General features: G+C 74.0%; 18 protein-coding genes. 10 read left to right on the plus strand and 8 right to left on the minus strand.

The window, feature by feature from the left end; translation table 11 throughout:
- Positions 1-2 precede the first annotated feature (2 nt).
- Both ACFPBZ_RS10710 and ACFPBZ_RS10715 read left to right on the plus strand, forming a co-directional pair.
- A complete protein-coding gene (locus ACFPBZ_RS10710; protein WP_378036029.1) occupies positions 3-3,401 on the plus strand; it encodes an arabinosyltransferase domain-containing protein in 3,399 nt (1,132 codons plus the stop codon).
- Positions 3,402-3,497: 96 nt separating this feature from the next.
- Entirely contained in the window at positions 3,498-4,442 is a 945-nt protein-coding gene (locus ACFPBZ_RS10715; protein WP_378036030.1) for a hypothetical protein, read from the plus strand.
- 35 nt (positions 4,443-4,477) lie between these two features.
- On the opposite strand, the gene ACFPBZ_RS10720 is transcribed toward ACFPBZ_RS10715, so the two are convergent.
- Entirely contained in the window at positions 4,478-4,942 is a 465-nt protein-coding gene (locus ACFPBZ_RS10720) for a GtrA family protein (RefSeq protein ID WP_378036031.1), read from the minus strand.
- Between the two features lie 65 nt (positions 4,943-5,007).
- Between ACFPBZ_RS10720 and ACFPBZ_RS10725 the strand changes: the two genes are divergently transcribed.
- The 4 genes from ACFPBZ_RS10725 to ACFPBZ_RS10740 are packed head-to-tail and all read left to right on the plus strand — an operon-like array spanning position 5,008 to position 13,278.
- A complete protein-coding gene (locus tag ACFPBZ_RS10725; protein ID WP_378036032.1) occupies positions 5,008-8,145 on the plus strand; it encodes an arabinosyltransferase domain-containing protein in 3,138 nt (1,045 codons plus the stop codon).
- Positions 8,129-11,083: an arabinosyltransferase domain-containing protein gene (locus ACFPBZ_RS10730; protein ID WP_378036033.1), complete on the plus strand. Its 2,955-nt coding sequence runs from the start codon at positions 8,129-8,131 to the stop codon at positions 11,081-11,083. The genes ACFPBZ_RS10725 and ACFPBZ_RS10730 overlap by 17 nt, the downstream gene beginning before the upstream one ends.
- 45 nt (positions 11,084-11,128) lie before the next feature.
- Positions 11,129-12,499: an FAD-binding protein gene (locus ACFPBZ_RS10735; RefSeq protein WP_378036034.1), complete on the plus strand. Its 1,371-nt coding sequence runs from the start codon at positions 11,129-11,131 to the stop codon at positions 12,497-12,499.
- 23 nt (positions 12,500-12,522) lie between these two features.
- Entirely contained in the window at positions 12,523-13,278 is a 756-nt protein-coding gene (locus tag ACFPBZ_RS10740; protein WP_378036035.1) for a decaprenylphospho-beta-D-erythro-pentofuranosid-2-ulose 2-reductase, read from the plus strand.
- A 42-nt stretch (positions 13,279-13,320) separates the two neighbouring features.
- Here the strand turns inward: ACFPBZ_RS10740 and ACFPBZ_RS10745 are convergent, their stop codons facing one another.
- Both ACFPBZ_RS10745 and ACFPBZ_RS10750 read right to left on the minus strand, forming a co-directional pair.
- On the minus strand, positions 13,321-13,950 hold the full coding sequence (locus tag ACFPBZ_RS10745; RefSeq protein ID WP_378036036.1) for a class II aldolase/adducin family protein: 630 nt from the start codon (positions 13,948-13,950) through the stop codon (positions 13,321-13,323).
- Positions 13,951-14,005: 55 nt separating this feature from the next.
- Positions 14,006-15,367, minus strand: coding sequence for an acyltransferase family protein (locus ACFPBZ_RS10750; RefSeq protein WP_378036037.1), 1,362 nt, complete (start codon positions 15,365-15,367; stop codon positions 14,006-14,008).
- Between the two features lie 349 nt (positions 15,368-15,716).
- Between ACFPBZ_RS10750 and ACFPBZ_RS10755 the strand changes: the two genes are divergently transcribed.
- Positions 15,717-17,942, plus strand: coding sequence for a hypothetical protein (locus tag ACFPBZ_RS10755; protein ID WP_378036038.1), 2,226 nt, complete (start codon positions 15,717-15,719; stop codon positions 17,940-17,942).
- Positions 17,943-18,012: 70 nt separating this feature from the next.
- On the opposite strand, the gene mscL is transcribed toward ACFPBZ_RS10755, so the two are convergent.
- Positions 18,013-18,447 carry a large conductance mechanosensitive channel protein MscL gene (gene mscL / locus ACFPBZ_RS10760; RefSeq protein ID WP_378036039.1) on the minus strand — a complete coding sequence of 145 codons (435 nt, stop codon included), beginning with the start codon at positions 18,445-18,447 and terminating at the stop codon, positions 18,013-18,015.
- Positions 18,448-18,605: 158 nt separating this feature from the next.
- Complete coding sequence (locus tag ACFPBZ_RS10765) at positions 18,606-18,926, minus strand: hypothetical protein (RefSeq protein ID WP_378036040.1); 321 nt, start codon at positions 18,924-18,926, stop codon at positions 18,606-18,608.
- 336 nt (positions 18,927-19,262) lie between these two features.
- Between ACFPBZ_RS10765 and ACFPBZ_RS10770 the strand changes: the two genes are divergently transcribed.
- Complete coding sequence (locus tag ACFPBZ_RS10770) at positions 19,263-20,603, plus strand: MFS transporter (protein WP_378036041.1); 1,341 nt, start codon at positions 19,263-19,265, stop codon at positions 20,601-20,603.
- Between the two features lie 164 nt (positions 20,604-20,767).
- On the opposite strand, the gene ACFPBZ_RS10775 is transcribed toward ACFPBZ_RS10770, so the two are convergent.
- Positions 20,768-21,520 (minus strand): inorganic phosphate transporter, encoded by a 753-nt coding sequence (locus tag ACFPBZ_RS10775; RefSeq protein ID WP_378036042.1) that lies wholly within the window; start codon positions 21,518-21,520, stop codon positions 20,768-20,770.
- Between the two features lie 129 nt (positions 21,521-21,649).
- Between ACFPBZ_RS10775 and ACFPBZ_RS10780 the strand changes: the two genes are divergently transcribed.
- Positions 21,650-22,075 carry a hypothetical protein gene (locus ACFPBZ_RS10780; protein ID WP_378036043.1) on the plus strand — a complete coding sequence of 142 codons (426 nt, stop codon included), beginning with the start codon at positions 21,650-21,652 and terminating at the stop codon, positions 22,073-22,075.
- Here the strand turns inward: ACFPBZ_RS10780 and ACFPBZ_RS10785 are convergent.
- Positions 22,032-24,032, minus strand: a complete 2,001-nt coding sequence (locus ACFPBZ_RS10785) for a glycosyltransferase (protein ID WP_378036044.1) — start codon at positions 24,030-24,032, stop codon at positions 22,032-22,034. The two genes, ACFPBZ_RS10780 and ACFPBZ_RS10785, sit on opposite strands and share 44 nt — an antisense overlap.
- Positions 24,033-24,172: 140 nt before the next feature.
- Between ACFPBZ_RS10785 and ACFPBZ_RS10790 the strand changes: the two genes are divergently transcribed.
- Entirely contained in the window at positions 24,173-25,666 is a 1,494-nt protein-coding gene (locus ACFPBZ_RS10790; RefSeq protein WP_378036045.1) for a hypothetical protein, read from the plus strand.
- 13 nt (positions 25,667-25,679) lie between these two features.
- On the opposite strand, the gene ACFPBZ_RS10795 is transcribed toward ACFPBZ_RS10790, so the two are convergent.
- Entirely contained in the window at positions 25,680-26,405 is a 726-nt protein-coding gene (locus tag ACFPBZ_RS10795; protein ID WP_378036046.1) for a hypothetical protein, read from the minus strand.
- Between the last annotated feature and the right edge of the window lie 35 nt (positions 26,406-26,440).

A 26,440-nucleotide genomic window follows, 5' to 3' on the forward strand; every position in this document is an offset into this window, starting at 1 on the left:
ACGTGCTGACCTCCGACACGGCCGCCGACCCGTCGGCCGCGCCCGTCACCTCCCCGAACGGGGTCCGCCCCGACCCGACGCCGGCCGAGGAGAAGCGCCTCCTGCGCCGCTGGCGCTGGACGGCGATGGTGCTCGGCGGGCTCGGCACGATCTTCGCGCTGCTCTTCCCGTTCCTGCCGGTGGTGCAGGACACCGCGACGATCCAGTGGCCGAGCCCCACCACGGGCACGCGCTCGGTCGACGCGCCGCTGGTGGCGTTCCGGCCCCAGTCGATGTCGGCGACGATCCCCTGCGCGGCGATCCGCAGCCTCGACGCCCGCGCCGGCCAGCGGGCCACGGTGTTCTCGACGACGCCGCCGCTCTCGCCGGGCGGCACGCAGGTCGGCATGCAGGTCTACGTCGACGCGGGCCAGCTCACCGTGACCGACCGCGGCCAGCAGGCCGCCCAGGAACCGGTCCCCGGCGGTCCCTGCAACATCACGATCACCTCCGACTACGCGCAGACGGTGATCAACCTCGGGGTCGGGGCCGACACGGTCCTCGGCGGGGACTTCCGGCCGCAGGTCGTCGGGATCTACTCCGACCTCGACCAGACGCGCGACCCCACCGGGGGCACCAGCGTCTCGATCACCCCCGACACGCGCTTCCAGACGACCGCGACGGTGCTGAAGACCGCGGCGGGCGTCCTCGCGATCCTGTGCTTCCTCGGCGCGGTGTGGGCGCTGCACGTGCTCGACACCCGGGCCGGGCGCCGGGCGCCCCGGCTCGCCCCACGGCGCTGGTGGGTGCCGAACGCCCGCGACGGCGTGGTGGTCGCCGGGCTCGCGGTGTGGGCCGTCATCGGCTCCCAGACCTCCGACGACGGCTACATCCTCGGGATCGCGCGGGGCCGGGAGAGCGCCGGCTACATCGGCAACTACTACCGCTGGTTCAACGTCCCCGAGGCGCCGTTCGGCTGGTTCTACGAGCTCTACGCGGCGTGGGTGCAGATCAGCGACACCGTCCTCTGGATGCGGCTGCCCTCGGTCTTCATGGGCATCGTCTCGTGGATGCTGATCTCGCGGGAGATGCTGCCGCGCCTGGGTCAGCAGGTCCGCCGCTCGGCGGCCGCCGGCTGGGCCGCCGCGATGGTCTTCCTGATGTTCTGGCTCCCGTTCAACAACGGGCTGCGCCCCGAGCCGGTGGCCGTCATCTCCGCGCTGCTGGCGTTCTGCTCGGTCGAGCGGGCCGTGGCGACCCGCCGCCTCGCGCCGGTCGCGCTCGGTCTGGTGGCCGCGGCATTCGCGCTGGCCGCCACGCCCACCGGCCTCATGGCCGTCGCCCCGTTCCTCGCCGCCGCCCGGCCCCTGTTCCGGCTCGTCCAGGAACGCGTGCGGCGCCTGGGCTGGCTGCCGGTGCTGCTCCCGATCCTGGCCGCGGGCCTCGTCGTGCTGGTGGCGATCTTCGCCGACCAGTCCTACGCCGCGGTGATGGAGGCCAACCGGGTCCGCTTCCTGCTGGGGCCGAACTACACCTGGTACCAGGAGGTCGTCCGCTACGAGTCGCTGTTCTCGGTCTCCGCGGACGGCTCGCTCGAGCGCCGGGCCCCGGTGCTGCTGCTCATCCTCGGTCTCGCGGTCTGCCTCGTGGTGCTGCTGCGCCGCGACCGCATCCGCGGGGCCGCGCTCGGCCCGTCGCAGCGGCTCATCGGGACGACGCTGCTGGGCTTCCTCGTGCTGGCCCTCACCCCGACCAAGTGGACGCACCACTTCGGGGCCTTCGCGGCCCTGGGCTCGGGCATGGCCGCGCTCACGGCGCTGGCCACCTCGTCGGACGTGCTGCGCTCCCGGCGCAACCGCTCGCTCTTCCTCGCCGCCGTGTTCGCCACCCTCGCGCTCGCGTTCACCGGGCCCAACACGTGGTGGTACACGAACAACTGGGGCGTGCCCTGGAACGACAAGCCGCCCTCGTACAACGGCTACCAGGCCTCGACCCTCCTGCTCGTCGTGGCGGGGGTCTTCCTCGTCGTCGCGGCCTTCGAGCACCTGCGGGGCATCCCGGAGGAACGCAAGGGCGTCCCGGTCGAGCAGCAGTCGTCGTTCACCCGCTGGCGCGCCCCGGTGCAGGAGCGGATCGCGAAGGTGCGCGGCTCACGCTCGGGCAGCGCGGTCGAGCGCCGGGCGCGGGCCCTGCGGGTCGGCTCGGCACCGATCGCCGTGATCTGCGGGGCGCTCGTGCTGTTCCAGATGGCGTCGATGGGCAAGGCGATCGACAAGCAGTGGGACAGCTTCTCCCTCGGCGGCGACGTGCTGCGTAACGCGTTCTCCTCGTCGTGCGGCCTCGCCGACCACGTCCGGGTCGAGGGCAGCCCGCTGGCCGGGGTCCTGCCCGCGGCCACCGCGGTGACCGGCGTCGTGCCCTCGGCCCGCGGCGTGCTCCCCGTGATCGCGCCGCAGATCCCGCTCGCCCCCGGCCAGCAGCCGGCGCCGCTGCCGCCGGACACCGTCCCGGCCTCCAGCCCGCTCGCCCAGCTGGTCGACCCGAACCCGGTGAACGAGGGCTTCCACGCCGAGGACGCGGTCCCGCCGACCGGCGGCGGCACGGGCGTCTCGGGCTACGAGTACACGCTGCGCAACGACCTCTCCGACCAGGTGCTGGGGACCTTCGACCGCGAGGGCCGCGGGACCGGGACGCTCCGCACCCCCTGGCAGTCGGTCGACGACCCCCTGCGCACCGGCTCGACCCCGCTGGTCATCAGCGTGGCCGGCCGGCTCGACGGCGGGAACAGCCTGTTCCTGCAGTACGCCAAGCGCTTCCCCGACGGCCGCGTCCAGATCCTCGGGCAGGACCAGCTCACCGGCGGCAGCGGGAACGAGCCGCCGTGGCGGGAGATCAAGGTCAACCTGTCGACCACCGCGGGCGCCGACGCCGACGAGGTCCGCCTCATCGCCCAGGACCGCTCCATCGGCGACGACGGCTGGATCGCCGTCGCCCCCATGCGCGGCCCGAAGCTGGTGCCGTTCACCGAGGCGGTCGGTACGCAGCCGGGCTACCTCGAGTGGCCGGTGCAGTTCGCCTCGCCGTGCCTGCGGCCCTTCGACCTCGCCGACGGGATCGCCGAGGTGCCCACCTACCGGCTCATCGCCGACGCCTCGCAGTTCCGGATCGGGGGCCAGACCTGGTCCCAGCCCTCGGCCGGCGGCCCCATGGGCTGGATCGAGGTGCTGGAGAAGCAGCAGGACGTCCCGGCGTACCTCGAGGGCGAGGCGACCCTCGACTGGGGCCGCATCGAGGCGCTCGAGCCCTACGCGCCGAACACCGTCGCCCCCGACGTGATCCACGGTCAGAAGACGATGTGGGGCACGGAGAGCGACGGCGAGATCGGTGACCCGCCGCCGGGGATCCCGTCGCCCGAGAGGTGAGCACATGTGAGCACTGATCCGTGTCCCGGCACGGATTAGTGCTCACAGGCCTTCGGCACCTGGATCCATCCGACCCCCGGCCACGTCCGAGTCGGCATGGAGAACTCGGATGACTGGCAGCGCCTGCTGGAGGCGCAGGAGAACGTCTTCTCGCGGCGTCAGGCCCTCGAGCACGGGCTGACCGACGAGCGCATCGAGGCGGACGTCGCCGCCCGGCGATCGCGGCCGCTCCTGCACGGGGTGTACGCCGCCGTGACGGGAGACCCGACACCGAGCATGTGGCGCCGGGCCGCCCTGCTCTTCGTCCGCGGACCCGCGGTCCTCAGCCACACCAGTGCCGCGGACCTGTGGAGACTCCCCGGGGCCCGCGACGACGGCCGTGTCCACGTGACCGTGCCCTACGGGTCCTCGGCGCGGGGGTGCGAGCGCGTCACCGTCCACCGCAGCCGGGCGTTCGACCACATCGTCCAGGCGAACTGCGATCCGCCGCTCACGACGAAGGTCCAGACCCTGATCGACATCGCGGTCGACGCGCCGACGGCGAGGCAGGGCATGCGGCGGCTCACCGCCGGCGCGGCCGTGGCGAAGATGGCCGGCACGACGATCCTCGAGGCCCTGGAGTCCCGGCCGCCCCGTCGGTACGGCAAGGCGCTGGGCGCCGCGGCCCGCCGACTGGTCGAGGGCGTCGAGTCGGTCCTCGAGGACGAGTACGCGACCGAGGTCGAACTGGCGCACGGACTGCCCGTCGGGGTGCGCCAGGTCGCCCGCATCGTCGACGGTCGCCGCCGGGCGGAGGACATCGAGTACCGGATGCCCGGCGGAACCTTGACCGTCCGCATCGACGGTTGGCGCTACCACGCGAACCAGCGGACGGCCCACGCCGACCGCGCCCGGGACAACGCCGCCGAACTGGAGGGCCGCTCTCGGCTGACGTTCGGGCACGAGGAGATCCACGGTGATCCGTGCACGGTCGCCCGCACGGTCGCGACCCGGCTGACCCAGCTGGAGTGGGACGGGGCGCTCCACGCCTGTGAGCACTGATCCGTGTCCAGGCACGGACTAGTGCTCACCTGTGCTCACCGGAAGAGGACCCACCGCATCACGACGAAGTTGATCGTCGTCGCGCACGCCTGGGCGACGAACCACGACAGCACCGAGGCGATCAGCGGCGGGTTGACGTTCGGCGCGTCCATGAGGTGCAGCACCAGCGAGGCGACGGCCACGTTCACCGCGAACGTCGAGCCGTAGAGCAGCAGGAACCCGAGGAACTTCCCGCCGCCGCCCTTCGAGGCCGCGAAGGTGAAGCGCCGGTTGAGGACGTAGGCGGTGGTGGTCCCGAGGATGAACGAGATCCCCTTGGCCAGCGGCGCCCAGGTCCCGAGCAGCAGGAGCAGCTGGTAGACCCCGAGGTCGACGCAGGCGGCCACCGCCCCGATGCCGACGAACCGGACGAGCTGGGCGCGCAGACCCAGCGCCACCGGCGCGGCGGGGCTGGTCGCCGCGGTGGCGGCCGTGTGCGGCCCGGTCTCCTCGACACTCACGCTCACCGATGGTAGGAGCCGCCCCCCACCGCTCCGTCACCGCACCGTCGATACCGTTCCTGCTCATGGCCGTCGTCGAGGACACCCCCGTGCGCGTGGGGAACGATCCCCGGAGGACGTCCCGTCGCTCCCACGTCCGGTCGGGGTGGTTCCTGGCCGCGCTGGCGGCCGTGACCGTGCTGCTCGGGATCGCGATCCCGTTCGCCCCGGTCAACGCCGACGACCCGGTGGTCTCCTGGCCGAAGGCCGGCGAGCCCGCCACCTCGACGACGATCCCCCTGGCTCCCTACCGCCCGCTCGCGATGACCGCGGACGTCCCGTGCCGGGCGCTGCGCGGCGGTGGCGACGCCCTGCGCACGCAACCGGTGTCGGCCGGGACCCCCGGCCGCGGGTTCACGGCGAGCAACTCCGGCGGCCGGGTCACGGTCACCAGTGACGGCGCGACCCTGGTCGACGAGGTCCTGCCCCTGACCGACTGCGTCTACCGGTTCAGCGCCGACGGCACGACGACCACGCTGGCCCGCGACGGCGTCGTCCTCTTCTCCGGCCCGGGGCAGGCCCCGCAGGTCGCCGAGCTCGCGACCACGGCCCCCGGCACCCCGGGGCTCGCGGCGACGATCCATCCCGACGACCGCTACTCCTCGGTGCCCTCGGCGCTGAAGCTGACGCTGCTCATCCTTCACGTCCTCGCCCTCGCGGCCACCCTCGTGCTGGCGATGCGCCGCTGGTGGGGCCGGTCGGGCACCGGGTTCGTCCGGCCGCGGTTCCACGGCGCCGACGTGGCGGTGGGGCTGATCAGCGCCGGGTGGGTGCTGCTCTCGCCGTTGCAGAACGACGACTCCTGGTACCTGCTGATGGCCCGCAACGCCGGGCCCACGGGCTTCGTCGGGAACCAGATCTACATGTTCGGGGCGACGGAGAACCCGTTCGTCGGCAGCCAGTACCTCATGGCGATCTGGGGGAACCTCGGCAACGCGCTCGGCATGCCCGGGTGGGGGCTGCTGTGGATGCGCGTCCTGCCCCTGCTGCTGGGCCTGCTGACGTGGTTCCTGCTCCGGGCCGTGCTCGCGACGGCGCTGGGCCGTATCGAGCGCCGCGCGTGGGTGCCGTGGACCCTGCTCGGCGCGCACCTGGCGTGGTTCCTGCCCTACGGGATGGCGCTGCGCCCCGAGGTGTTCATCGTCCCGATCTTCGCCGGGGTGCTGCTGCTCGCCGAGATCGCGCGGCGGCGCGAGGCCGTCGGGCCGCTGATCCCGGCGACCGCGCTGGCCGCGCTGTCGGTGACGGTCTCGCCGTCGGGCCTCGTGGCGGCGGCGCCGGTCGTCGTCGCCCTGCCCTGGCTCTACCGCTGGCTGGCGGCGGCGTCGTGGCGGACGCGCCTCGGCGTGGTGGGGGCGGTGATCGCGGCGGGGACGATCGCGATCCCGGTCGGGTTCGGCGACGCGACCCTCGGCGACGTCCTCGAGGCCACCGAGCTGCACTCCTGGTACTACGTGACGTTCCCCTGGTACGAGGAGTGGGCGCACTACCGGACGCTGATCGAGACCGGGACGTGGGGCCGGCGGCTCCCGGTGCTGCTCACCCTCGTACTGCTGGTGATCGTCTCGATCGGCTCGGGGCGGCGCGGCCCCCTCGGCGGCCCGATCCGCTCGTACACGCTCTCCACGGCCGTCACCACCGCGGTCGCGCTGTTCCTGCTGGCCCTCGGCCCGACGAAGTGGGTGAACCACTTCGGGGCGATCGCCGCGCCGGGCACGCTGCTGCTCGCCCTCGCGATGCTGCAGACCCCGCTGCCCCGGCGCCCCGGCGCGCTGGTCACCGGGGCGGGCGTCGCGCTGCTGACGGGCGCGACGGTGCTCGGGTTCGCCGGCTCCAACGTCTGGAAGCCCTACTCCGACCGCGGCCAGCCCTTCGGCAAGCACCTCGACCCCGACATGTCGATGCTCGACATGGAGGGCCTCGCCCCGCACATCGGGCCGTTCTTCCTGCGCCAGTTCTGGTGGTGGGTGGGGCTCGCCGTACTCGCCGGGCTGTTCGCGGCGTGGCGGCGGCGTCGCGGTCGGACGACCTTCGGCGTGACCCCCGACCGGGCCGTCCTGGTCCCGGCGGTCGTCGTGCTGGCGGGCCTGATGGTCGCGGTGATGCTCTACGCGCCCGTGGTCCAGGCCCCGGGCTGGTCGGTGGCGGGGTCCCAGGTGCAGGCCCTCGCCGGGAAGCCGTGCCAGCTCGCGAACTCCGTCTCGGTGATGGGCGCGGTGCGCGACGACCTCGGGGGCCCGGTGACCCCCGCCGTCGCGACCGGCGACTACGCGCTCACCGAGCCCGGCAACGGCTCCGTCGACCCGGCGCCCGTCCCGCCGCCCGGGCCCGCGCCCTCCGGCGCCGGCCCGACGATGTGGCACGACGCCGTCTCCACCGACCCCGCCACCCCCGACCGCGGCACGGGCCTCGGCACGCTGACGACCGGCTGGTACCCGGTGCCGGCCCAGAAGCCCGGAGACGCCGCGACGGCCACGAACGTCGTCGTACCGGTGGCGGGCAACGACCCGAACGCCCAGCGCGTGGTCGTCGAGTTCGGCTACGGGGCGCCGGCGGCGCCGTCCCGGACGGTCGCGACGACGGTGAACCCGGCGGCCGGGCTCACGGCGCGCCAGTGGCAGGAGGTGCCCGTCCTGCTGCCCGGCGAGCGGCCGAGCGCGGTGCGGCTCGTGGTCGAGGACCAGATCGCGGGCGCCGATTCCGCCCTCGCGGTCGCCCCGCCGCACCTGGCGGCGATGCAGCCGGTCCAGTCGATCACCGGTCCCGACGACGGCAGTGGCCCGCCGGTCTTCGCCGACCAGCTCTCCGCGGTGCTGTGGCCGTGCGTGAACCAGGTGGCCGTGGCGCACGGGATCGCACCCACTCCCACGGCCCGGCTCTCGGCCGCGGAGAACACGCCCGAGTTCATCCTGACCAACCCGACCTACGAGTCGTGGGGCGGGACGATGGTGCAGTCGGAGCGGACGTGGGCGACGGTGCGCATCTTCTCGGGGGTCACCCCGGGCGGCCCGCCGACCCTGCAGTGGGGCAACGTCGACCGGATCGTCTACGACCACCCGACCGACAACTACGACCTCACCGTCGGCTCCGTCAGTCGCGGCGGTCTGACCCGGTTCCCGACGCTCGCGAAGGAGGCCTACTCGGGGCGTGAGTACCTCGGGTAGGTGGGTCGCGCTCGTCGCGGGCCTCGTCTCGGTCCTCGCGGCCCTGGCGTTCCCGTTCGCGCCGGTGACGAGGCCGATGGTCACGTACTCCTGGCCCGCGTCGGCGTCCCCGGCGCCCGCGGCGATCCCGATGCTGCCCTACCAGCCGGAGTCGCTCACGGTGTCGGTGAGCGGCGACGCCGCCCGGGCGGTCCCGCCCGGCACGGTGCTGCTCTCCACCGCCCCCCTGGTGGCCGACCCGCTCGCCGAGCCGCTCCAGGGCCTCGTCGTGCGGGCCTCCTCCGGTGGCGCGGTGACGGTGACTTCGGGCGGGCGCGAGTTCGAGCCCGCGGCGCTGCCTCCGGGGTCGACGCTGACGGTGTCGTCGTCGATCCCGGCGACCGAGGTGGCGGTGGACTCGCGCGTCGTCGAGCGGGTCGACGGGGACGTGCGGCCGGCCGTCGCGGGGGTGTTCACGGCGGCGCCGACCTCGGCCGGGCTGGCCTTCTCGGCGGTCGGCGACACCCGGTTCCAGACGTCGCCGACCGGCTGGAAGATCGCGCTCGGTGTGGTCGCCGTGCTGGCGTTCCTGGTGGCTCTGGGGGCGTTAGTGGCCGGCCGCCGGGGTGTCAGCGATGGCACCTCGCTGACACTGGATGTCAGCGATGTGCCATCGCTGACACCGGCCCGACGACGCCTGGCCGACCTCGGCGTCGTCGGCGGCCTGCTGCTCTGGCAGGTGATCGGCCCGCTCACCGTCGACGACGGCTACATCGCGGGCATCGTCCGCTCGCTCGACCAGAACGGGCAGGTCGGCACCGTCTTCCGGTGGCTCAACTCCCCGGAGACGCCGTTCGGCTGGTTCTACGACGTCCTCGCCCTCGTCGCGGCCGTCGACCCCGCCCCGTTCTGGCTGCGCCTGCCCGCGACCGTCCTGGGCGTCGTCGGGTGGTTCCTGCTCACGCGCGGCGTCCTCCCCCGCCTGGCCGTGCCGTCGGTCCCCCTGCTCGCCGGGCTCGTCTACCTCGCATGGTGGCTGCCCTACGACCTCGGCGTCCGCCCCGAGCCGTGGGTGCTCGTCGGGTCGGCCCTCGTGTTCGTCCTCGTCGAGCGGGCGGTCGAGCGGCGCTCGCCCGTCCCGCTCGTCGTGGCCCTGCTGGTCGCCGGGGTCACGCTCGCGGTGACGCCGACCGGCCTGATGGCGTTCGTCCCGCTGCTCGTCGCCGTGTCCTCGCTGGTGCGGCTGCTCGACCGGACCACGGCCATCGTCGGGATCGCCGCCCTGGGCCTGACCCTCGTGCTCGTCTACCTCGACCAGACCTGGGCGTCGGTGCTCGACTCGGTCGGCATCCGCACCCTCGTCGGCGGCGACCGCCCCTGGACCGACGAGTACGTCCGCTACGCCTCGCTGCTCGAGGTCGGGAACGCGGAGGGCAACCTCGGGCGGCGCGCTCCGGTGATGCTGCTGGTCCTCGCCCTGGCCGCGCTCGCGTTCTCCGCGCGCGACCGGTTGACCGGGACCTCCCGCCGCGTCGTGCTCGTCACCCTGCTCTCGCTCGTGACGCTCGCCTTCACCCCCACCAAGTGGACCCACCACTTCGGGGCCTTCGCGGTGCTCGGCACGGCGACAACGCTGATCGCGCTGGACGCCTGGCGGCGCGGCCTTCCCGACGATGCCCGGGGCGCGTACCGGCGGGCGTCGGTGGGCGTTGCGGTGGCGGCCGGGGTGTCGGGGCTGACGCTCGCGGGCTACAACCAGTGGCACTGGATCTCCAGCTACGCGATCACCTGGTCGACCCTCTCGCCACAGCTCGGCGGCGTCCGGTTCGCGGACGCGGTGCTCGTGGCCGGGGCCATCGTCGCGGTCGTCCTGGCGGTGCTCGCGCTGCGTCGTACTGCCCACGATCCTGACGTTCAGCGTCAGCATGGCCGCACTGCTGACACCACCCGGATCGCGCCGGCGCTCGCGATCGGGGTCGTCGCCCTCGTCGTCGCGATCGAGGTCCTGAGCTTCGCCCGCACCGCCGTGCAGCGCCGCGACTCCTACACGCTCGCCTCCGACTCCGTGAGCAGCCTGACCGGCCGCTCCTGCGGGATCGCCGACGACCTCCGCGTCGAGCGCGACCCCCTCGCCGGGCTCCTGCGCGCCGAGGGCGCCAGGGAGGTCCCGACGACGAGCCCTGCCGGGCCGACCATGGCCGGCGCCGCTCTCCCCGCATGGAGCGGGCCCGGTGTGACGACCGCCTGGTACGCCCTGCCCGGCCCCGACACCGCCTCCCACCCGCCGGGCGAGGAACCCGGGCCGCCCGGGCCGGTCGTCGTGACCCTCACCGGCCCGGAGGTCGCCGGGGACGTCGTCGCCGAGTTCCGCGACCCCGCCGGGCAGGTCACCCGCGTCCCGCTCGACGAGGGCGCCACCCAGTTCTCGGAGTCGGCGTCGGTCGACGCGCCGCGCTCCCGCGACCTGCGCCTCGACCCGGGCCTGTCGACCTCGCAGACCGCCGTCCGCCTCGTCAGCAGCCCGGACACCCTCGCGGGCCAGGGGTTCTCGGTCCCGCGCATCGCGCAGCTGGTGCCCTGGGCCGATGTGCTGCCGCCCGGGACGCCCGCCGCGGTCGACTGGCCGGGCGCGTTCCTCTTCCCCTGCATCCCGTTCAGCCCGCTGCGCGACGGGATCGCCGACCTCCCGGGGTGGCGCGTCTCCACCGACGCCCGCAGCGAGGCGCAGTCGGGCTACATCAGCTACACCGCCTCGCAGGGCGGGCCCTGGACGACGGCCCGCGCCCTGGTCCGCCAGGTCCGCTACCCCGTCTACCTGCCCGGCCTCCCGCTGACCGACATCGCGAGCCTGGAGCGCTGGGTCCCGACGATGCCCCTGGTGGCACCGACGATCATCCGTGGCGAGGTGGAGCAGAGCGGGCTCGCCACGCCGGGGCCCCTGTCGATCGGGGAGAGCTAGCAGGGCCTGCAGCCCGCTCGGGGACGCGCGCTAGCCTCGATGTCGATGCCACGCGACGTGAAGACCCTGGTCGGCTGGGCTCGTACCGCCCCGAGCCGGGCCACCGTGCTGTCCGGCGACGAAGTCACCTCCGACTCGTCGCTCGCCGAGGCGGTCGTGTCCGCGGGTCCGCGCGGCGTGATCCCGCGGGGTCTGGGCCGCTCCTACGGCGACCCCGCGCTGAACGCCGGCGGCCTCGTCGTCGACATGACCGCGCGGCACGGCATCCACGCGATCGACGCCGACACCGGCATCGTCGACCTCGACGCCGGCGTCTCGCTCGACACGCTGATGAAGGTCGCGCTGCCCTTCGGGCTGTGGGTCCCGGTGCTGCCCGGCACCCGGCAGGTGACCATCGGCGGCGCGATCGCGAGCGACATCCACGGCAAGAACCACCACACGCACGGCAGCTTCGGCAACCACGTGGCGTCGATGGAGCTGCTGACCGGCACCGGCGAGATCCGGCACCTCGAGCCCGAGGGCCCCGAGTCGGACCTGTTCTGGGCCACGGTCGGCGGCATCGGCCTGACCGGGATCATCCTGCGGGCGCGGGTCCGCATGACGAAGACCGAGACCGCCTACTTCGTCGCCGACACCGAGCGCACCGCGAACCTCGACGAGACCATCGAGCGGTTCTCCGACGGCTCCGACGAGGCCTACGACTACTCCTCGGCCTGGTTCGACTCGATCTCCACCGGCTCGAAGCTCGGCCGCGCCGCCCTCGGGCGCGGGTCGCTGGCGAAGCTCGACGAGCTCCCCGCCAAGCTGCAGCGCGACCCGCTGCGCTTCGACGCGCCGACGCTGCTCGACCTGCCCGACGTCTTCCCCAACGGGCTGGCGAACCGGGCGACGTTCGCCGCGATCGGCGAGCTCTACTACCGCAAGACCAAGAACAAGCGCGGGCAGATCCAGAACCTCACGGCCTTCTACCACCCGCTCGACCTGTTCGGGGACTGGAACCGCGCCTACGGGTCGAAGGGCTTCCTGCAGTACCAGTTCATCGTCCCGCTCGAGGCCGAGGGCGAGTTCCGCTCGATCATCGCCGACATCGCCGCGTCGGGGCACGTCTCGTTCCTCAACGTCTTCAAGAAGTTCGGCGAGGGCAACCGGGCGCCGCTGTCGTTCCCGATGCCGGGCTGGAACATCTGCGTCGACTTCCCGATCGTCGACGGCCTCGGCCGCTTCTGCCGCGGTCTCGACGAGCGCGTGCTCGCCATGGGCGGCCGCCTCTACACCGCGAAGGACTCCCGCACCGACCCCCGCACGTTCGCCGCGATGTACCCGCGGCTCGACGAGTGGCGCAAGGTGCGCGACGCCGCCGACCCGGACGGCGTGTTCGCCTCCGACATGTCGCGCCGGCTCGCCCTCACCAGCTGACACCTACCGACAGGAACCCCCGCATGATCGACGCCGTCGGCCACCCGTCCTCCCTGCTCCTGCTCGGGGGGACCTCCGAGATCGGGCTCGCGATCGCCGAGCGCTACCTCGCCGACGGGCCGGTCCGGATCGTCCTGGCCGGGCGCCAGTCGCCGCGCCTCGCCGACGCCGCCGCCCGCCTCGACCGGGCGGGGGCGACCACCGAGACCGTCGAGTTCGACGCGAAGGACGCCGCGGTGCACACCGAGGCCGTCCGCAAGGCGTTCGCCGGGGGCGACATCGACGTCGCGATCGTGGCGTTCGGTCTGCTCGGCGACCAGGAGAAGGCCTGGCAGGACATCGACGTCGCCGTCGAGCTCGCCGAGGTCAACTACGTGGCGACCGTGTCGGTGGGGGTCGCGCTGGCCGCGGAGTTCCGGCGCCAGGGCCACGGCCGGATCGTCGCGATCTCGAGCGTCGCGGGCGAGCGTGCCCGCCGCTCGAACTTCGTCTACGGCTCCACCAAGGCCGGGATGGACGCCTTCTACACGGGCCTGACCGAGGCCCTGCGTCCCGACTCGATCGGCGTGACGATCGTCCGCCCCGGCTTCGTGCACTCGAAGATGACCGCCGGGATGGACCCCGCGCCGCTGTCGACCACCCCGGAGAAGGTCGCCGAGGTCGTGGTCGACGCCGTGACGAAGGGCAGGGAGCTCGTGTGGGCGCCCGCCCCGCTGCGCGCCGTCATGTCGGTGCTGCGCCACATCCCGCGCCCGGTGTTCCGCCGCCTGCCGGTGTGAGTACTCGTGAGCACTTCGAGGGGCTATAGCCCCTCGAAGTGCTCACGAGCGCTGCCCGTACCCCGCGAACCGGCGCGTGACGTCGGCCAGCTGGTCGTCGGTGAGCTCCCGCGGCGTCCCGACCGCCGCCGCCCGCAGCCACACGTCGCAGAGCCACTCGAGGTGGCGGGCGCCGGTGTCGGCGGCGGCGAGGGTGTCGCCGAGGACCAGCGTGCCGTGGTGGCGCATCACCGCCGCGGACCGGTCGGTGAGCGCGGCCGAGACGTTCGCGGCCAGCTCGTCGGTGCCGAACGGGGCGTACTCGGCCACCGCGATCCGGCCGCCGAGCACCGCGGTCTGGTAGTGCACGAGCGGGACGTCGTCGCGCAGCAGCGACAGCGCGACCGCCGCCGCGGAGTGGGTGTGCACCACCGCCCGCGCCCCGTGGCGGCGGTAGCAGAGCAGGTGCAGCGGCAGCTCGCTGGTGGGCCGCAGCTCCCCCTCGACCACCGCGCCGTCGAGGTCCACGACGACGACGTCGGCCGGGGTCATCGCCGCGTAGTCGACGCCGGTGGGCGTCACCGCGATCAGGTCCCCCTCCCGCGCCGAGAGGTTCCCCGCGGTCCCGACGACGAGGCCGTCGGCCACCAGCGCCCGCGCGCGTTCGACGATCTCGGTGCGGATGGCGTCCACCGCGCCAGTGTGAACACCTGTGAGCACTAGTCCGTGTCCAGACACGGAGTAGTGCTCACGAGCGCGTCAGCGCACCCCGGGCGGGCTCCTCGATCCAGCGGTGGGCGTAGTGCGCCAGCACCACCGAGGCGACCAGCACGTGGGGCACCGCCAGCGCCGCGAGCGAGGTGTCGGGGGCGAGCGCCGGGAAGCGGGTCATCGCCACCACCGTGATCTCGATCAGCGGGAAGTGCACGAGGTAGACCGCGTAGGAGATGCGGCCGCCGTGCTGCAGCTTGGGGTGCGCGAGCCAGTCGACGACGCGGCCCCGCGCCACGCACAGCGCTCCCAGGAGCACCGGGAACATCGGCACCGCGAACCAGAGCCGGTCGGCCGCGGGCACGGCGGCGGAGGCGGGCGCGGACGCCGCCCAGTAGGCCACCAGCACGGTCTCCGCGAGCACGACCAGCACCAGCCGGCCCGCCCAGAGCTCCACCTGCGGGGTGCGCGGCAGCCGGTCGACCACGAGCCAGGTCAGCATCCCGGCCGTGAAGCCGCCGCCGATCCGCAGCGCCCACACCCACGCGCCCGACTCGCCCGAGCCCGCCGTCAGGACCGGCACCAGGGCCACCGGGGAGGCCGCCGCCACCGCGAGGACCGCCAGCACCGGCAGCGGCCAGGAGCGGACGCGCCAGGCACCGAGCACGAGCAGCGGGAAGCACAGGTAGGCCAGCCACTCCGCGCTCACCGACCACGCGGGGAGCACGAACGAGATGCCCTCGATGCTTGAGGAGGTCCACAGCTGGGTCATCGTCAGCTGCCGGAGCCACCCGAGCGGCCCCAGCTCGGGCTGCGGGCTCTGCCAGGTGACGACGCCGTCGGAGCCGAACACCAGGCGCGCCGCGCACCAGAGGCCGAACACCACGGTGACCACCGCGTAGAGCGGCCACACCCGCGCGATCCGGGCCCGCAGGAACCGTGCCGTCCCCCGCACGGTGGGCCGCTCGCCCATCCGACCGAGGTAGGAGCGGGTGAGCACCAGCCCGGAGAGCACGAAGAACAGGTCGACCCCGAGCGGGCCGGCCGCGACGAGCGGCGCGATCGGCTCGGTCCACCGCGCGAACACGTTCCCGGGGACGTACGAGGCGTGCAGCAACAGCACCCAGACGGCCGCGACGAAGCGCAGTCCCGTCAGCTGGGCGATGTCGGCGCGCGGCCGGGACTCGGTCCCCCGCTCCGACGCCGGGACGGTGCGCAGCGGCACCGAGGGTGCGACGGCGGGGGTCGGTGCAGTGCCCCGGATGCGCGGGAGGGGCAGGACGGTGCCCGCTCCCTGCGGCTCCGCCGGTACCGCCACCAGCGGGGTCGTGCGCAGCTGGGAGACGCCCGCACCGGACGGGGGCGTACCGCGCGTGCTCAGCGCCGTCAGCGTTCCCACCGTGTGCCTCCCCGACCGCCGTCACCTCGAGCCCCCCGCCGAGGGGCTCGACCTGAGGAACGGCACCCGAGCGCCGAATCCTGATACGCCATTCAGTGGATCGAGCGAGAACCATCCGGATGCGGTCAGCGACTCGGGTCATCTCGCCACCCAGGGTCACCGTCCGGCCGTCCCCGCCGCCCGTCCCACCCGACCGAGCGGTGGCGACCCCTCCCCGGTGGAGTGGGACGCGGACCGTGACGGCCGGATCGGCCCTGGTCACGCACCGTCGCCCCCCACGACCCGACGGTCGGCCCGGGCAGGCGCCCGCCTACCGTGGCCCGGACCGCGTGACGAGGGGGAACGAGTCGTGACCAGGGGCCCGACGATCGCCGATGCGGACGCCGAGCGGGATCCGGCACGCCACGACGTCGCCGCCGATCACCCACACGGGGAACCCGTCCAGCCCCACTGGAGGCGCCCCGACCCCGGCCTGGTCGGCGTCGCCCTGCTCGCCCTCGTGGCCGCGGGCGCGGTGCTCGTCGTCAACGCCGCCCACAACCAGGGCCGCATCGTCCCCCCGCTCGACGACGTCTACATCCACCTGCAGTACGCCCGCCAGATCGGCCTCGGCGAGTTCCTCCGCTACCAGGAGGGCGCGCCGCGCACGACCGGCGCGAGCAGCCTGCTCTACGTCCTGCTGCTCGGCGCCGCCTCGGTCGTCGTGCCCTCGGGGCTGCTGCTCTACGCCGCGGTGGCGTTCGGCGTCGTCTGCTTCGTCGCGACCGTGGTCCTGGTCGCGCTGCTCGGCCGCGAGCTCGCCTCCCGGACCACCGGGCTCGTCGCCGCGGGGCTCACCGCGCTGTGCGGACCGCTGCTGTGGGGCGTGACCAGCGGGATGGAGGTCGGCCTGGCCGCCGCCCTCGCCGCCGCGACGCTGTACGCGTTCGTCCGCGAGCAGCCGACCGCGCGGTTCCGGCTCACCCCGCTGCTCGCGGTCCCGCTGGTCCTCACCCGCCCCGAGGGGCTCGTCCTGGTGGTCGCGATCGTCGTCGGCGCCGCGGTGACCCTCTACCGCCGGCGCCCCGCGGGCATCGTCGGGGACGCCGTGCTGCTCGCGCTGCCGCTGCTGGCCGCCCTCGCGCAGACGCTGCTCTACCGGCTGCTGACCGGGTCGGCGGAGAACTCCGGCGTCACCGCCAAGTCGTGGTTCTCCCGGCCGCTCGGGTCACCGCTCGAGGTCGCCGACCGGATCGCCGACACCGCGCGGACCCTGCTCGAGCTGATCGGCGGGGTCTCCTCGGTGCAGGTGGCCGGGCCGGGCGTGGCCCTGCTGGCCGCGCTGGGGCTGGCCTGGCTGGCGTTCGCGGCCGGACGACGGGTCGTGGCGGGCGTCGTGGCCCTCGGCCTCGCCGGGGTGCTGCTCGCCGTGTCGACGCTGCAGACCGCGCTCTGGCACGACGGTCGCTACCTGCAACCGTTCCTGCCCGTGGTGCTGCTGCTCGCGGTGCTGGGCGTGTGCGCGGTGGCGCGCGCCGCCCGCGACGCCCGCACCGGACGGGTGCTCGGCGTCGGCCTCGTCGGCGTGCTGACGGCGTTCGCGCTGGTGTCCACCCCGACCTGGGCGCTGCGCCAGGGCGAGCAGGCCGCGGGGATCCGGGAGTCGGCGGTGTCGGTGGCGCAGTGGATCCGCGGCAACACCCCGCCCGACGCGGTGGTCGCGGTCAACGACGTCGGGGCGGTCGCGTGGTTCTCCGACCGCCGCGTGGTCGACCTCGTCGGGCTCACCACGCCCGGGTTCGCGCGGCCGGCGCTGGACGGCTCGGGCGCGCTGTACGAGGTGCTCGCCCACCTGCCCCCCGAGCAGCGCCCCACCCACTTCTCCATCTTCGACGAGACCGCGCTGCTGCCGGTCGGCGAGCTGCAGGGCGCCCAGCTCCTCGGCGACGAGCCGCTGACGTCCTTCGACCTTAAGAGCCCCGTCCGCGACGGCGGGCCCTTCGGCGGCATCTGCCAGACCGCGGGCGGCTGCTCGGTGATCAGCGTGTGGCGGGCCGACTGGTCACACGTCGGCAGCGGCGACCTGCCCGACTACGCGGTGCCCGGCCGGATCGTCGACCGGGTGAACGTCGGGGACCTCGCCGACGAGGCCGCCCACGGCTACGGCGTCGACCGCGCGCTCGTCGGGGTGTCCGACCGGTCCGAGGTGCGTACCCAGCGCGAGACCGGGCGGGTGGTCGTCGACAGCGGGCGCCACGTCGTCGGGGGCGAGCACTTCGTGCTGCGCGGGCTGACCCCGGGCCGCCCGGTGACGCTCACCGGCCGGGTGGACGCCCGCGAGCCGGTGCGCGACCGCAACACCTCCGCCGGCGTCGTGTCGGTCGCCGCCGACGGGCGCGGGGTGGGCGACTGGGAGTTCGGCACGGTCGTCCCGGGGTTCCCGCCCGGGAGCGAGCACGCGTGGGCGCAGTCGTCGTTCACGATCCCGGCCGAGGCGGTGACGGCACCCGAGCTGACGGTCACGCTCGGGCCGCAGCGGCCGTTCCTCGCGCCGTACCCCGACTACCGGTCGTTCTCCTACTGGGCGTCGCAATAAGGGGGGCGGAGCCCTCGTGAGCACTAATCCGTGTCCGGACACGGAATAGTGCTCACAAGCCTCGGCACCCCTAGCGGTCCTGGTGCGGTATCCGGCCCGCGGTACCGCCGTCGTCCCGACGACCGCCGCGGCCCTGCTCGCGCAGCAGGTCGCGGATCTCGGTGAGGAGCTCGACGTCGGTGGGCTCGGACGGTCCCGTCTCCTCCCCGCGCCGGCGCCGCTCGGTGATGACCTTGAGCGGCACGACGACGAGGAAGTAGATGACCGCCGCGGTGAGGACGAAGGTGACGACGGAGTTGATGAACGAGGCGTAGTCGAACACCACGCCGCGGACCACGAAGGTGCCCGCCAGGTCGCCGCCGCCGGTGACCACCTGGATCAGCGGCTTGAGGAACGCGTTGGTGAAGGCGGTGACCACGGCCGTGAACGCCGCTCCGATCACCACCGCCACGGCGAGGTCGACGACGTTGCCCCGGAGCAGGAAGTCCTTGAAGCCCTTCAGCACCGTCGTCCTCCGTCGTGATCGTCCCCGGCACCGCGGCGCGACCGTAACCGTGTCCGGATGCGGCGACGCGCCCGCCACGCCGGTCGGGGGAGGCCGGTGCGGCGGGCGCGTCGTCGTTCGGGCCGCGACGGCGCGGCCCGGGGCCCGGGGCCCGGGGGTCAGTTACGCGCGGAGATCGGGTTGCTGCACGACTTCGCGATGCCGGCGCTGTTGCCCTTCTTCGCCCCGGACAGCAGCGGGACGCTCGCCGCGTTGTCCTGCACCGGGACCTGGACGCCCAGCGCGTTGACCGGCACGTCGTTGTTGCAGACGTTCACCGGCGTGTTGGGCGCGAAGTCGCTGGAGTTGACCAGGCCCTTCTGCACCGTGGCGCCGTCGAAGTCGCTCTCGTGCGCGAACGCCGCGCCCGACGTCGCCGCCAGCCCGGCGCCGATCAGCGTCGTCGCCAGCACGGCCCTGCGGAAAACTCCCACGGTCATGTCCTCTCGGGTCTCACTCACTGGCGACCGGTCGATCGCCTGACCGCATGTGATCAGACGTGTACGGAAAGTGTTCACGTCGGGGTTCTCGACGCCGCCACTCGTCCGGGAACGGATGGAACTCGACTTTCCGGACGTCTTCGCCCCGCTGATGATCACTCCGTGACCGCCCGGTGGGCCACCACCCGGCGATGCCGCTCCGGGGATCACGCACGGCGAGCAACACGTTTCCCGGACATCTTCGCGGCTGCGCCGGACGGGTACCGGACCGCGCCGAGTGGTCCCGTCGTGTCGCGCGCGGGATCCGATTCGTGCCGGTGGACTAGCGTCCGGTCCGTGTCCACCGAGTCGGCGACGCCGCTCTCCCCGACGCCCACGCCGCGCACCACCGCGGCCCTCGTCTCCTGGTCCGCCTGGGACTGGGGGTCCGCGGCGTTCAACGCCGTCATCACGACCTTCGTCTTCACCGTCTACCTCACCAGTGGGGTCGCCGCGGACGAGGCCAGCGGCTCCGCCGCCCTCGCCACGACGATCGCGGTGGCCGGGGTGCTCGTCGCCCTGACCGCGCCGGTCTACGGGCAGCGCAGCGACGCCACGGGCGCGGAGCAGGGCCGCCAGCGCCGCCTCGGGCTGCTCACGGCGGTGATCGTCGCCGCGAGCGCCCTGATGTTCTTCGTGCAGGCGGCCCCGGAGTACCTGTTGCTCGGCCTGGTGCTGCTCGGCGTCGGGACGTTCGCCTACGAGCTCGCGCAGGTCGAGTACAACGCGATGATCTACCGCCTCGCGCCGCCCGGGCGCACGGGCTGGGTCTCCGGGATCGGCTGGTCGGCGGGCTACCTGGGCGGGATCGTCCTGCTGATCGGCTGCCTGGTGCTGTTCATCGAGCCGATCGGCGTCATCACCTTCGACACCCCGGGCATGGGGCCGCGGGTGATCGCCCTGGTGTCGGCGGCCTGGTTCGCCCTCTTCGCGATCCCGGTGCTGTTCATGCGCTTCCCGTTCCCGGCACCTCCCGGTGACGCGGAGGCCGCGCAGGTGAGCTGGCTCGGGTCGTACGGGCTGCTGGTCCGCCGGATCGTCGCCCTGGCCCGCACCGACCGGAACCTCCTCGGCTTCCTCGTCGCCAGCGCGATCTACCGCGACGGGCTCACGGCCGTGTTCACCTTCGGCGGCGTCCTCGCGGCGGGCACCTTCGGGCTCAGCGCCTCCGAGGTCATCTTCTTCGCGATCGCCGCCAACGTGGTGTCGGCCGTCGGCGCGATCGTCGGGGGCCGCCTCGACGACCGCATCGGCCCCAAGCCGGTGATCGTCACCTCGCTCGCGGCGCTCGTCGTCGTCGCCGGGGGGCTGCTGTTCGCCGAGGGCAAGACCGCGTTCTGGATCGGCGGGCTCTTCCTGTGCCTGTTCGTCGGGCCGGCCCAGGCGTGCTCGCGCAGCTACCTCGCCCGGCTCGTCCCGCCCGGCCGGGAGGGCGAGCTGTTCGGGCTCTACGCGACGACCGGCCGCGCGGTCAGCTTCCTCGCCCCGGCCCTCTTCGGGCTGTTCATCACGCTGTTCGGCGAGCAGCGGTGGGGGATCCTCGGGATCGGGATCGTCCTGCTGCTCGGGCTGGGCGCGCTGATCCCGGTCCGCGGGGTGCCCGGGCGGGTCGGGGCGGGCGCCGCGGCGACGGTCTGAGCCGTCCCGACGAGGCCCGTCCCCGGCCCGGGTCGTCAGCGATGGCACATCGCTGACACCGGACGTCAGTCAGGCGCCATCCTCGATCGGCGGCCCGCCCGGGCCGGTGTCAGCGGTGGCACATCGCTGACATCGAGCGTCAGCGAGGCGCCACGCTCGACCGGCTACTTCACGCGCGCCGCGAGGAAGCGGATGAGCCGCGACAGGAGCTCGCCGACGAACACCCAGAAGACGGCGGCCACGAGCGAGTTCACGATGAGTGCCACCGTCGGGTTCGACGGCACGAAGAGGTTCCGGAACCCGAGGATCACGGTGTCGGCCACGCCGCCGATGAACTGCGCGACCCCGTTCGCCGGGTTCACCCCGACGAGGATCAGCACGACGTTCACGATCAGCACGAGCGCGAACAGCAGCGCGAGGGTCCGCACGACGGTCGCGATCACGTTGCCGGTGCGCCAGGCGAGCTCGCCGACGTCGAGCGAGCGCTTGGGCTTCTGCTCGGGCTCGGCCCACGACGTGTCGGCCTTGCCCCGCTGCTGCTGGGCCGGGGCGTCCTTCTGCTGGGTCTGCTGCTTCTCGGTCTTCTGCTCGCTCGCGGCCGACTCGTGCTTCTCGGTCTTCTGCTCGCTCGGAGCCGACTCCTGCTTCTGCGTCGGCTGCTCGTCGGACGACTGCTTCTCGGAGGACTGCTGCCCGTCCGACTGCTTGTCGTCCGACTGCTTCTCCGACGACTGCTGCCCGTCCGAGGAGCTCTGCTCACCCGACGACTGCCCGTCCCCCGAGGCCTGCCCGTCCCCCGACGACTGCTCCCCCGACGAGGCCTGCTCGTCCTCCGAGGACCGGTGCTTCCCCGACGCCTCGTCGCCGGCCTGCTGCTCGCTGTCGGCCTGCTGCTCCTCGGTCCCCTGTTGCGCCATGCGCAGATGATGGCACCCCTTCCTCCGCGTGAGCGCCCGGCCCGGCCGTCCGCCGCAGCGAAATCGGTTGAGCCGGAGCAGTCCTCCCGCGCACGGTGGGCGGACCGTCGCCGAGGAGGGAGCAGCACCGTGATCAGCATCGTCCGCCCGACGATGCCCCGTGCCCCCTTCGCGGCCGAGCTGGCCGCCTGGCTCGAGGCGGGCATCGTCGGGACGGGGACACCGGCGGTCGGGGAAGCCGCGGTGGTCGTCGTGCCGGAGTACCTCCGTGCCGCGCCACGCGTGGTACTCGCGGCCCTGGCCGCCCGCGACTGGCGGGGCACCCCGGTGGCCGTGGCGGCCTACGGCGGACGCGACCGCGGGCGACGAGCCGTCGAGGACACCCGCGAGGTCCTCACCGCGGCCGGGGCGCGACCGACCCCGGTGTCGCTGGGAATCGACGTCTCGGCCGTGCGCCGCCACGGGTTCGACGAGGCCGACGTGGTGCTGCGCGACCTCGTGCTGGACGAGCTCAGAAGCGGGAGAAGACCTGCTCGTTCCAGGCCTCGCGGCTGATGAGCTCGCCCATCCCCTCGCGGTAGCGCCGGCGCAGCGCGGGCCAGAAGCGCTGGACCTCGCGGTGCAGGGCGAGCGAGGTGCGCAGCAGCCGCCAGAACTCCTCGCGGTCGCGGCGGCGGAACGTGACGCCGGTGCCGTCGGAGGTGGAGACGGTGACGCCGTCGAGCCGGGAGAGCAGGAACCACGTCCCGTGCTCGGCGGGCACGTTGCGCTGCGGGCGCGCGCCGGCGGCGGGATCGGTGGGCCGCAACTGGTGGCGCAGGGCCCCGGCGAGCGCCTTGACCTGGGCCACCTTCCCGAGCGGCGGCTCGGGCCAGAGCTGCGCGGCGAGGGCGCCGATCGCCGGCTCGGGCAGGTCGCGGGCGCTGGGGTGCACGGTGCCGTCGGGGAAGCTCGCCCGCGTGGCCCGCACCTCGCCGAGCGCCGTGGGCAGCGAGCCGAACAGCGCCTTGGGCCCGGTGAGGAAGTCGCGCATCGCCATCTGGTGCAACGCGATCGCGGAGTACTCGAGCAGGAACAGGTGGCGCAGGGTGCGCTTGAGCGAGTCGACCAGCATCGGCCTCGGGTCGTCCTGGCCGTGCAGGGCGGCGACGACGAGCCGGTTGCGGGCGTGGAAGTACGCCTGCCAGTCGGAGCTGTCGTCCTTCTCGACGAAGCTCATGTGCCAGATCGCGACGCCGGGCACGGTCGCGGTGGGGAAGCCGTGGGCGCCGGCGCGCAGGCCGTACTCGCAGTCGTCCCACTTGATGAACAGCGGCAGCGGCTGCCCGACCTCCTCGGCGACGACGCGGGGGATCAGGCACATCCACCAGGCGTTGTAGTCGACGTCGGTGCGCCGGTGCATCCACAGCGTCTCGCGCAGGGAGTCGACCGCGAAGTCGTGGTCGTCCTCGGTGTTGGGCGCGAGCTGCCAGAAGAAGGTCCGCCGGTCGACGACCTCGCCCATCACGTGCAGGTGCGAGCGCGCCTGCAGGGAGAGCATCTGGCCCCCGACGAGCATCGGGGAGCGGGCGAAGCGGGCGAAGGCCAGGGCGCGGAGCACCGAGTCGGGCTCGAGGACCACGTCGTCGTCCATGAACAGGACGTGCTCGCAGTCGGTGTTCTCCAGGGCCTCGTACATGATCCGGCTGTATCCGCCGGACCCACCGAGGTTCGGCTGGTCGATGATCCGCAGCCGGTCGCCCAGCAGGGCCGCGGCCTCGTCGAACCCCTCCTGCGACCGGACCTTCGAGGTGCCCTGGTCGGGGATGATCACGGCGGTCAGCACGTCGCGCACCAGCGGGTCCTCGCCGAGGGCGCGCAGGGTGTTCACGCAGTCGGACGGGCGGTTGAACGTCGGCATCCCGACGGTCACCGCGGCCCGGCCGGGCGCCGGTCGGTCGGCGTGCCAGCCGCCCTCCACGAGGTCGAGGGGCTCACTGGCACTCGAGAGGTCGAACCAGATCCAGCCGCCGTCCTCGAAGGGGCGCAGCGACACCGGGACGTCGAGGGTCGCGTCGCCACTCACGGCCTCGCCGTGGACGTGGACCGGGACGCCGCGGGCGGTGGAGCGGTAGACGTCGACCCGGCCGGCGCCGTGCAGGCGCAGACGCAGGTGCACCGCGTCGAGGACCGACCAGCGCCGCCAGTAGGAGGCCGGGAAGGCGTTGAAGTAGGCCGCGAAGGAGGTCTCGGTGTGCTCCGGGACGCGCACCGACGTCCGCGAGAGCACCTCGGCCCGACGACCGCCGCCACCGGTGAGGTGCAGGACGAACTCCTCGGACTCCCGGTCGACCGTGCCGGGGCGCTCCGCGGTGGGCGCGGCCGAGCGGAGCGACGTCGCGGTGCCCTCGTCGAGGTAGAGCGAGCGCACGGTGGTGGGGTCGGCCGGGCGGGGCAGGATGATCCGCTGGAGCAGCGAGGAGTCCACCTCGCGGGCCGGCCCGTCCACCGGAGCCTCCTGCGTGCTCGTCATACGCCCGACGGTAGCCGGACCCCCCGACACTCCCGTACGCGAGGGCCGGGAGGTCGCGTGTCCGCCGAGTCCGTTTCGTCCGGGGTGCCCGGTGGGAAGAACCGACTCTCGGCCTTCTCCACCGATCCGTGAGGTCCCCGATGACCCGCTCCCCCGCTCCCGTCCAGACGCCGTCGTCCTGGCGCCGGCTCACCGACCCCGCGATCGGCCTGGTCGGCGACCTCGTCGGGCCGGCCCTGCGCGTGCTGAACCCGACGCCGGGCCGCCGCACGAGCGGCCGGCCGGGGCGCACGCACGTCGAGATGCGCGGGATGGGGGCGCCGGAGCAGGCGGACGCCCGCCGGGCCGTCGTCGACGAGCTGCACCGGGTGGACGGGGTCCACGGGGCCGTGGTGAACGCCGTGCTCGGGCGGGTCGTGGTCGATCACGAGCCGCACGTCGGGGTCGCGCAGCTCGTCGACGTGGTCACGCGGATCGAGGCGGCGTACGACCTGCAGCGGGCGCAGCCCGACACCGACGGCTCCCACCCCGCCGAGGTGACGCCGTGGGTCCGCCAGGTGGTCGCCCTCAGCCTCGACCTGGCCGGGCTGGGCGTCGTCGGGGTCGAGCGCTTCCTGACGACCGTCCCCGTCACCAGTGCCGTCCCCACCCTGCTCACCGCCGGGCTCTCGCTCGCCGACGCGGTGCCGGCCTCCCGCACCGCGTTCGAGGAGGCGACCGGCAGCGCCACCACCGAGTCGTGGTTCTCCGTCGGCAGCGCCACCGTGCAGGCCATCGGCCGCGGCCCGCTCGGCCTCGTCGTCGACGCCTGCTACCGGGCGATCCGGGCCGACGAGGCCGCGGCGCGCAACGAGTCCTGGGCCGCGTGGGACGGCGACGCAGCGCTCGAGGCGCACGAGACCGAGCCGGTGGAGACCGGCGAGCGCCCGCAGCCGCTGCGCCGCGGGCCGGTCGAGCAGGTCGGGGACCTCTCGGGCGCCGCCGCCCTCGCCGCCTTCGGGGTCGCGAGAGCGCTGGTCCCCGAGAGGGCGGCCGCGGTCCTGCTCGCGGGGGTGCCGAAGGCGTCGCGCTGGGGCCGGGAGGCCTACGTGTCCTCGGCCCACCGCGCGCTCGCCGACGGCGGGGTCGTGATCGTCGACCCGACCGCCCTGCGCCGGGCCGACCGCGTCGACGTCGTCGTCCTCTCCGAGGACCTCGCGCAGGACCGGGTGCTGGCCGACGCGGCCTCGTCGGTGGGCCGGCTGGTGATCGTCGACGGCGGCACCGCCCAGGCCGTGACTCGCCTGCAGGAGGCGGGCCACGGCGTCGCCCTCGTGTCGGCCGGCGACGCCGAGGGGCTGGCGGCGGCCGACGTCGGCATCGGCGTGGGCGGGAAGATCCCGTGGACGGCCGCCCTGCGCTGCGTCGACCGCGACCAGGCGCGCGCGGCCCTGACGGTCGTCGCCGGGGCGCGGGCGGCGTCGTGGCGCGCGGCGGCGCTCGCCCTGGCCGGGTCGGCCGCGGGGGCGCCCATCGCGCTGACGAGCTCCCTGGTGGGCCTCGGCGGCCGGACGAACACCCCGGTCACGCTCGCGGCCCTGGTGTCGATCGGGGTGAACGCCTGGGCCGGGCGCGTCCTCGGCCGTGGCGCCTGACGGACACCGGACGTCAGCGAAGTGCCATCGCTGACACGCCCGGGCCGGTGACCCGCCACTGCACCGGCTCACGGTGCGCGACGAACGTGGCGGCCCGGCTCTCCTCGAACTCCTCGGGCAGCGCGTGCACCCCGCCCTCGGCCCCGATGTTGTCGCTGCGGCTCGCGAGGGGGGCGAGGAAGCGCTTCCCGGCGGCCGCGGCGATGCGCTCGACCCCGAAGTCCCAGCCCGCCTTCGCCCCGTCGTAGGGCGCCCGGGCGGCCTCGAACCAGCTCGGGTCGAGCAGGTCGTGCCAGCGGTCGGCCCACGTGCCCCACACCCAGGCGCAGAAGTCGCCGTCGGCCAGGACGTCCTCGGGCTGCGGGGCCGGCCTCGAGGAGAAGGCGCAGACCGCGAGGAGCGCGGGGTCGTCGGGCGCGGCGGCGAAGAGCTCGAGGACGTCGTCGGCCACGACGATGTCCTCCTCGCACAGCACGACGAACCCGGCGCCGCTGCCGAAGGCGGAGGACAGCGCGTGGTGCGGGTTGGCCCGCACGCCGCGGCGCTCGTCGTTCACCTCGATCTCGACCGACCGCGCGACCCCCCGCCGGACGAACTCCTCGATCACGTCCCGGCAGCGGGCGAGCTCGTCCCCGGGCTCCACGACGAGGTGGAACGGCCAGTCGGACAGGCCGCGGACCGCCGCCCAGGAGTCGAGGGTCTCGGCGAGGTAGCCCGGCCGGTCGCCGGACACGGTCATGGTGATCACCCCGGCTGGTACCCACCCGGGCCGCG

It is taken from the genome of Actinomycetospora atypica, from assembly GCF_042653685.1.
Classification (GTDB): Bacteria; Actinomycetota; Actinomycetes; order Mycobacteriales; family Pseudonocardiaceae; genus Actinomycetospora; species Actinomycetospora atypica.

Coding starts and splice junctions, on each gene's coding strand:
- ACFPBZ_RS10715 (WP_378036030.1), top strand. CDS start 3,498: ATGGAGAACTCGGATGACTGGCAGCGCCTGCTGGAGGCGCAGGAGAAC.
- ACFPBZ_RS10725 (WP_378036032.1), top strand. CDS start 5,008: ATGGCCGTCGTCGAGGACACCCCCGTGCGCGTGGGGAACGATCCCCGG.
- ACFPBZ_RS10735 (WP_378036034.1), top strand. CDS start 11,129: ATGCCACGCGACGTGAAGACCCTGGTCGGCTGGGCTCGTACCGCCCCG.
- ACFPBZ_RS10740 (WP_378036035.1), top strand. CDS start 12,523: ATGATCGACGCCGTCGGCCACCCGTCCTCCCTGCTCCTGCTCGGGGGG.
- ACFPBZ_RS10765 (WP_378036040.1), bottom strand. CDS start 18,926: ATGACCGTGGGAGTTTTCCGCAGGGCCGTGCTGGCGACGACGCTGATC.
- ACFPBZ_RS10775 (WP_378036042.1), bottom strand. CDS start 21,520: ATGGCGCAACAGGGGACCGAGGAGCAGCAGGCCGACAGCGAGCAGCAG.
- ACFPBZ_RS10785 (WP_378036044.1), bottom strand. CDS start 24,032: ATGACGAGCACGCAGGAGGCTCCGGTGGACGGGCCGGCCCGCGAGGTG.
- ACFPBZ_RS10790 (WP_378036045.1), top strand. CDS start 24,173: ATGACCCGCTCCCCCGCTCCCGTCCAGACGCCGTCGTCCTGGCGCCGG.
- ACFPBZ_RS10795 (WP_378036046.1), bottom strand. CDS start 26,405: ATGACCGTGTCCGGCGACCGGCCGGGCTACCTCGCCGAGACCCTCGAC.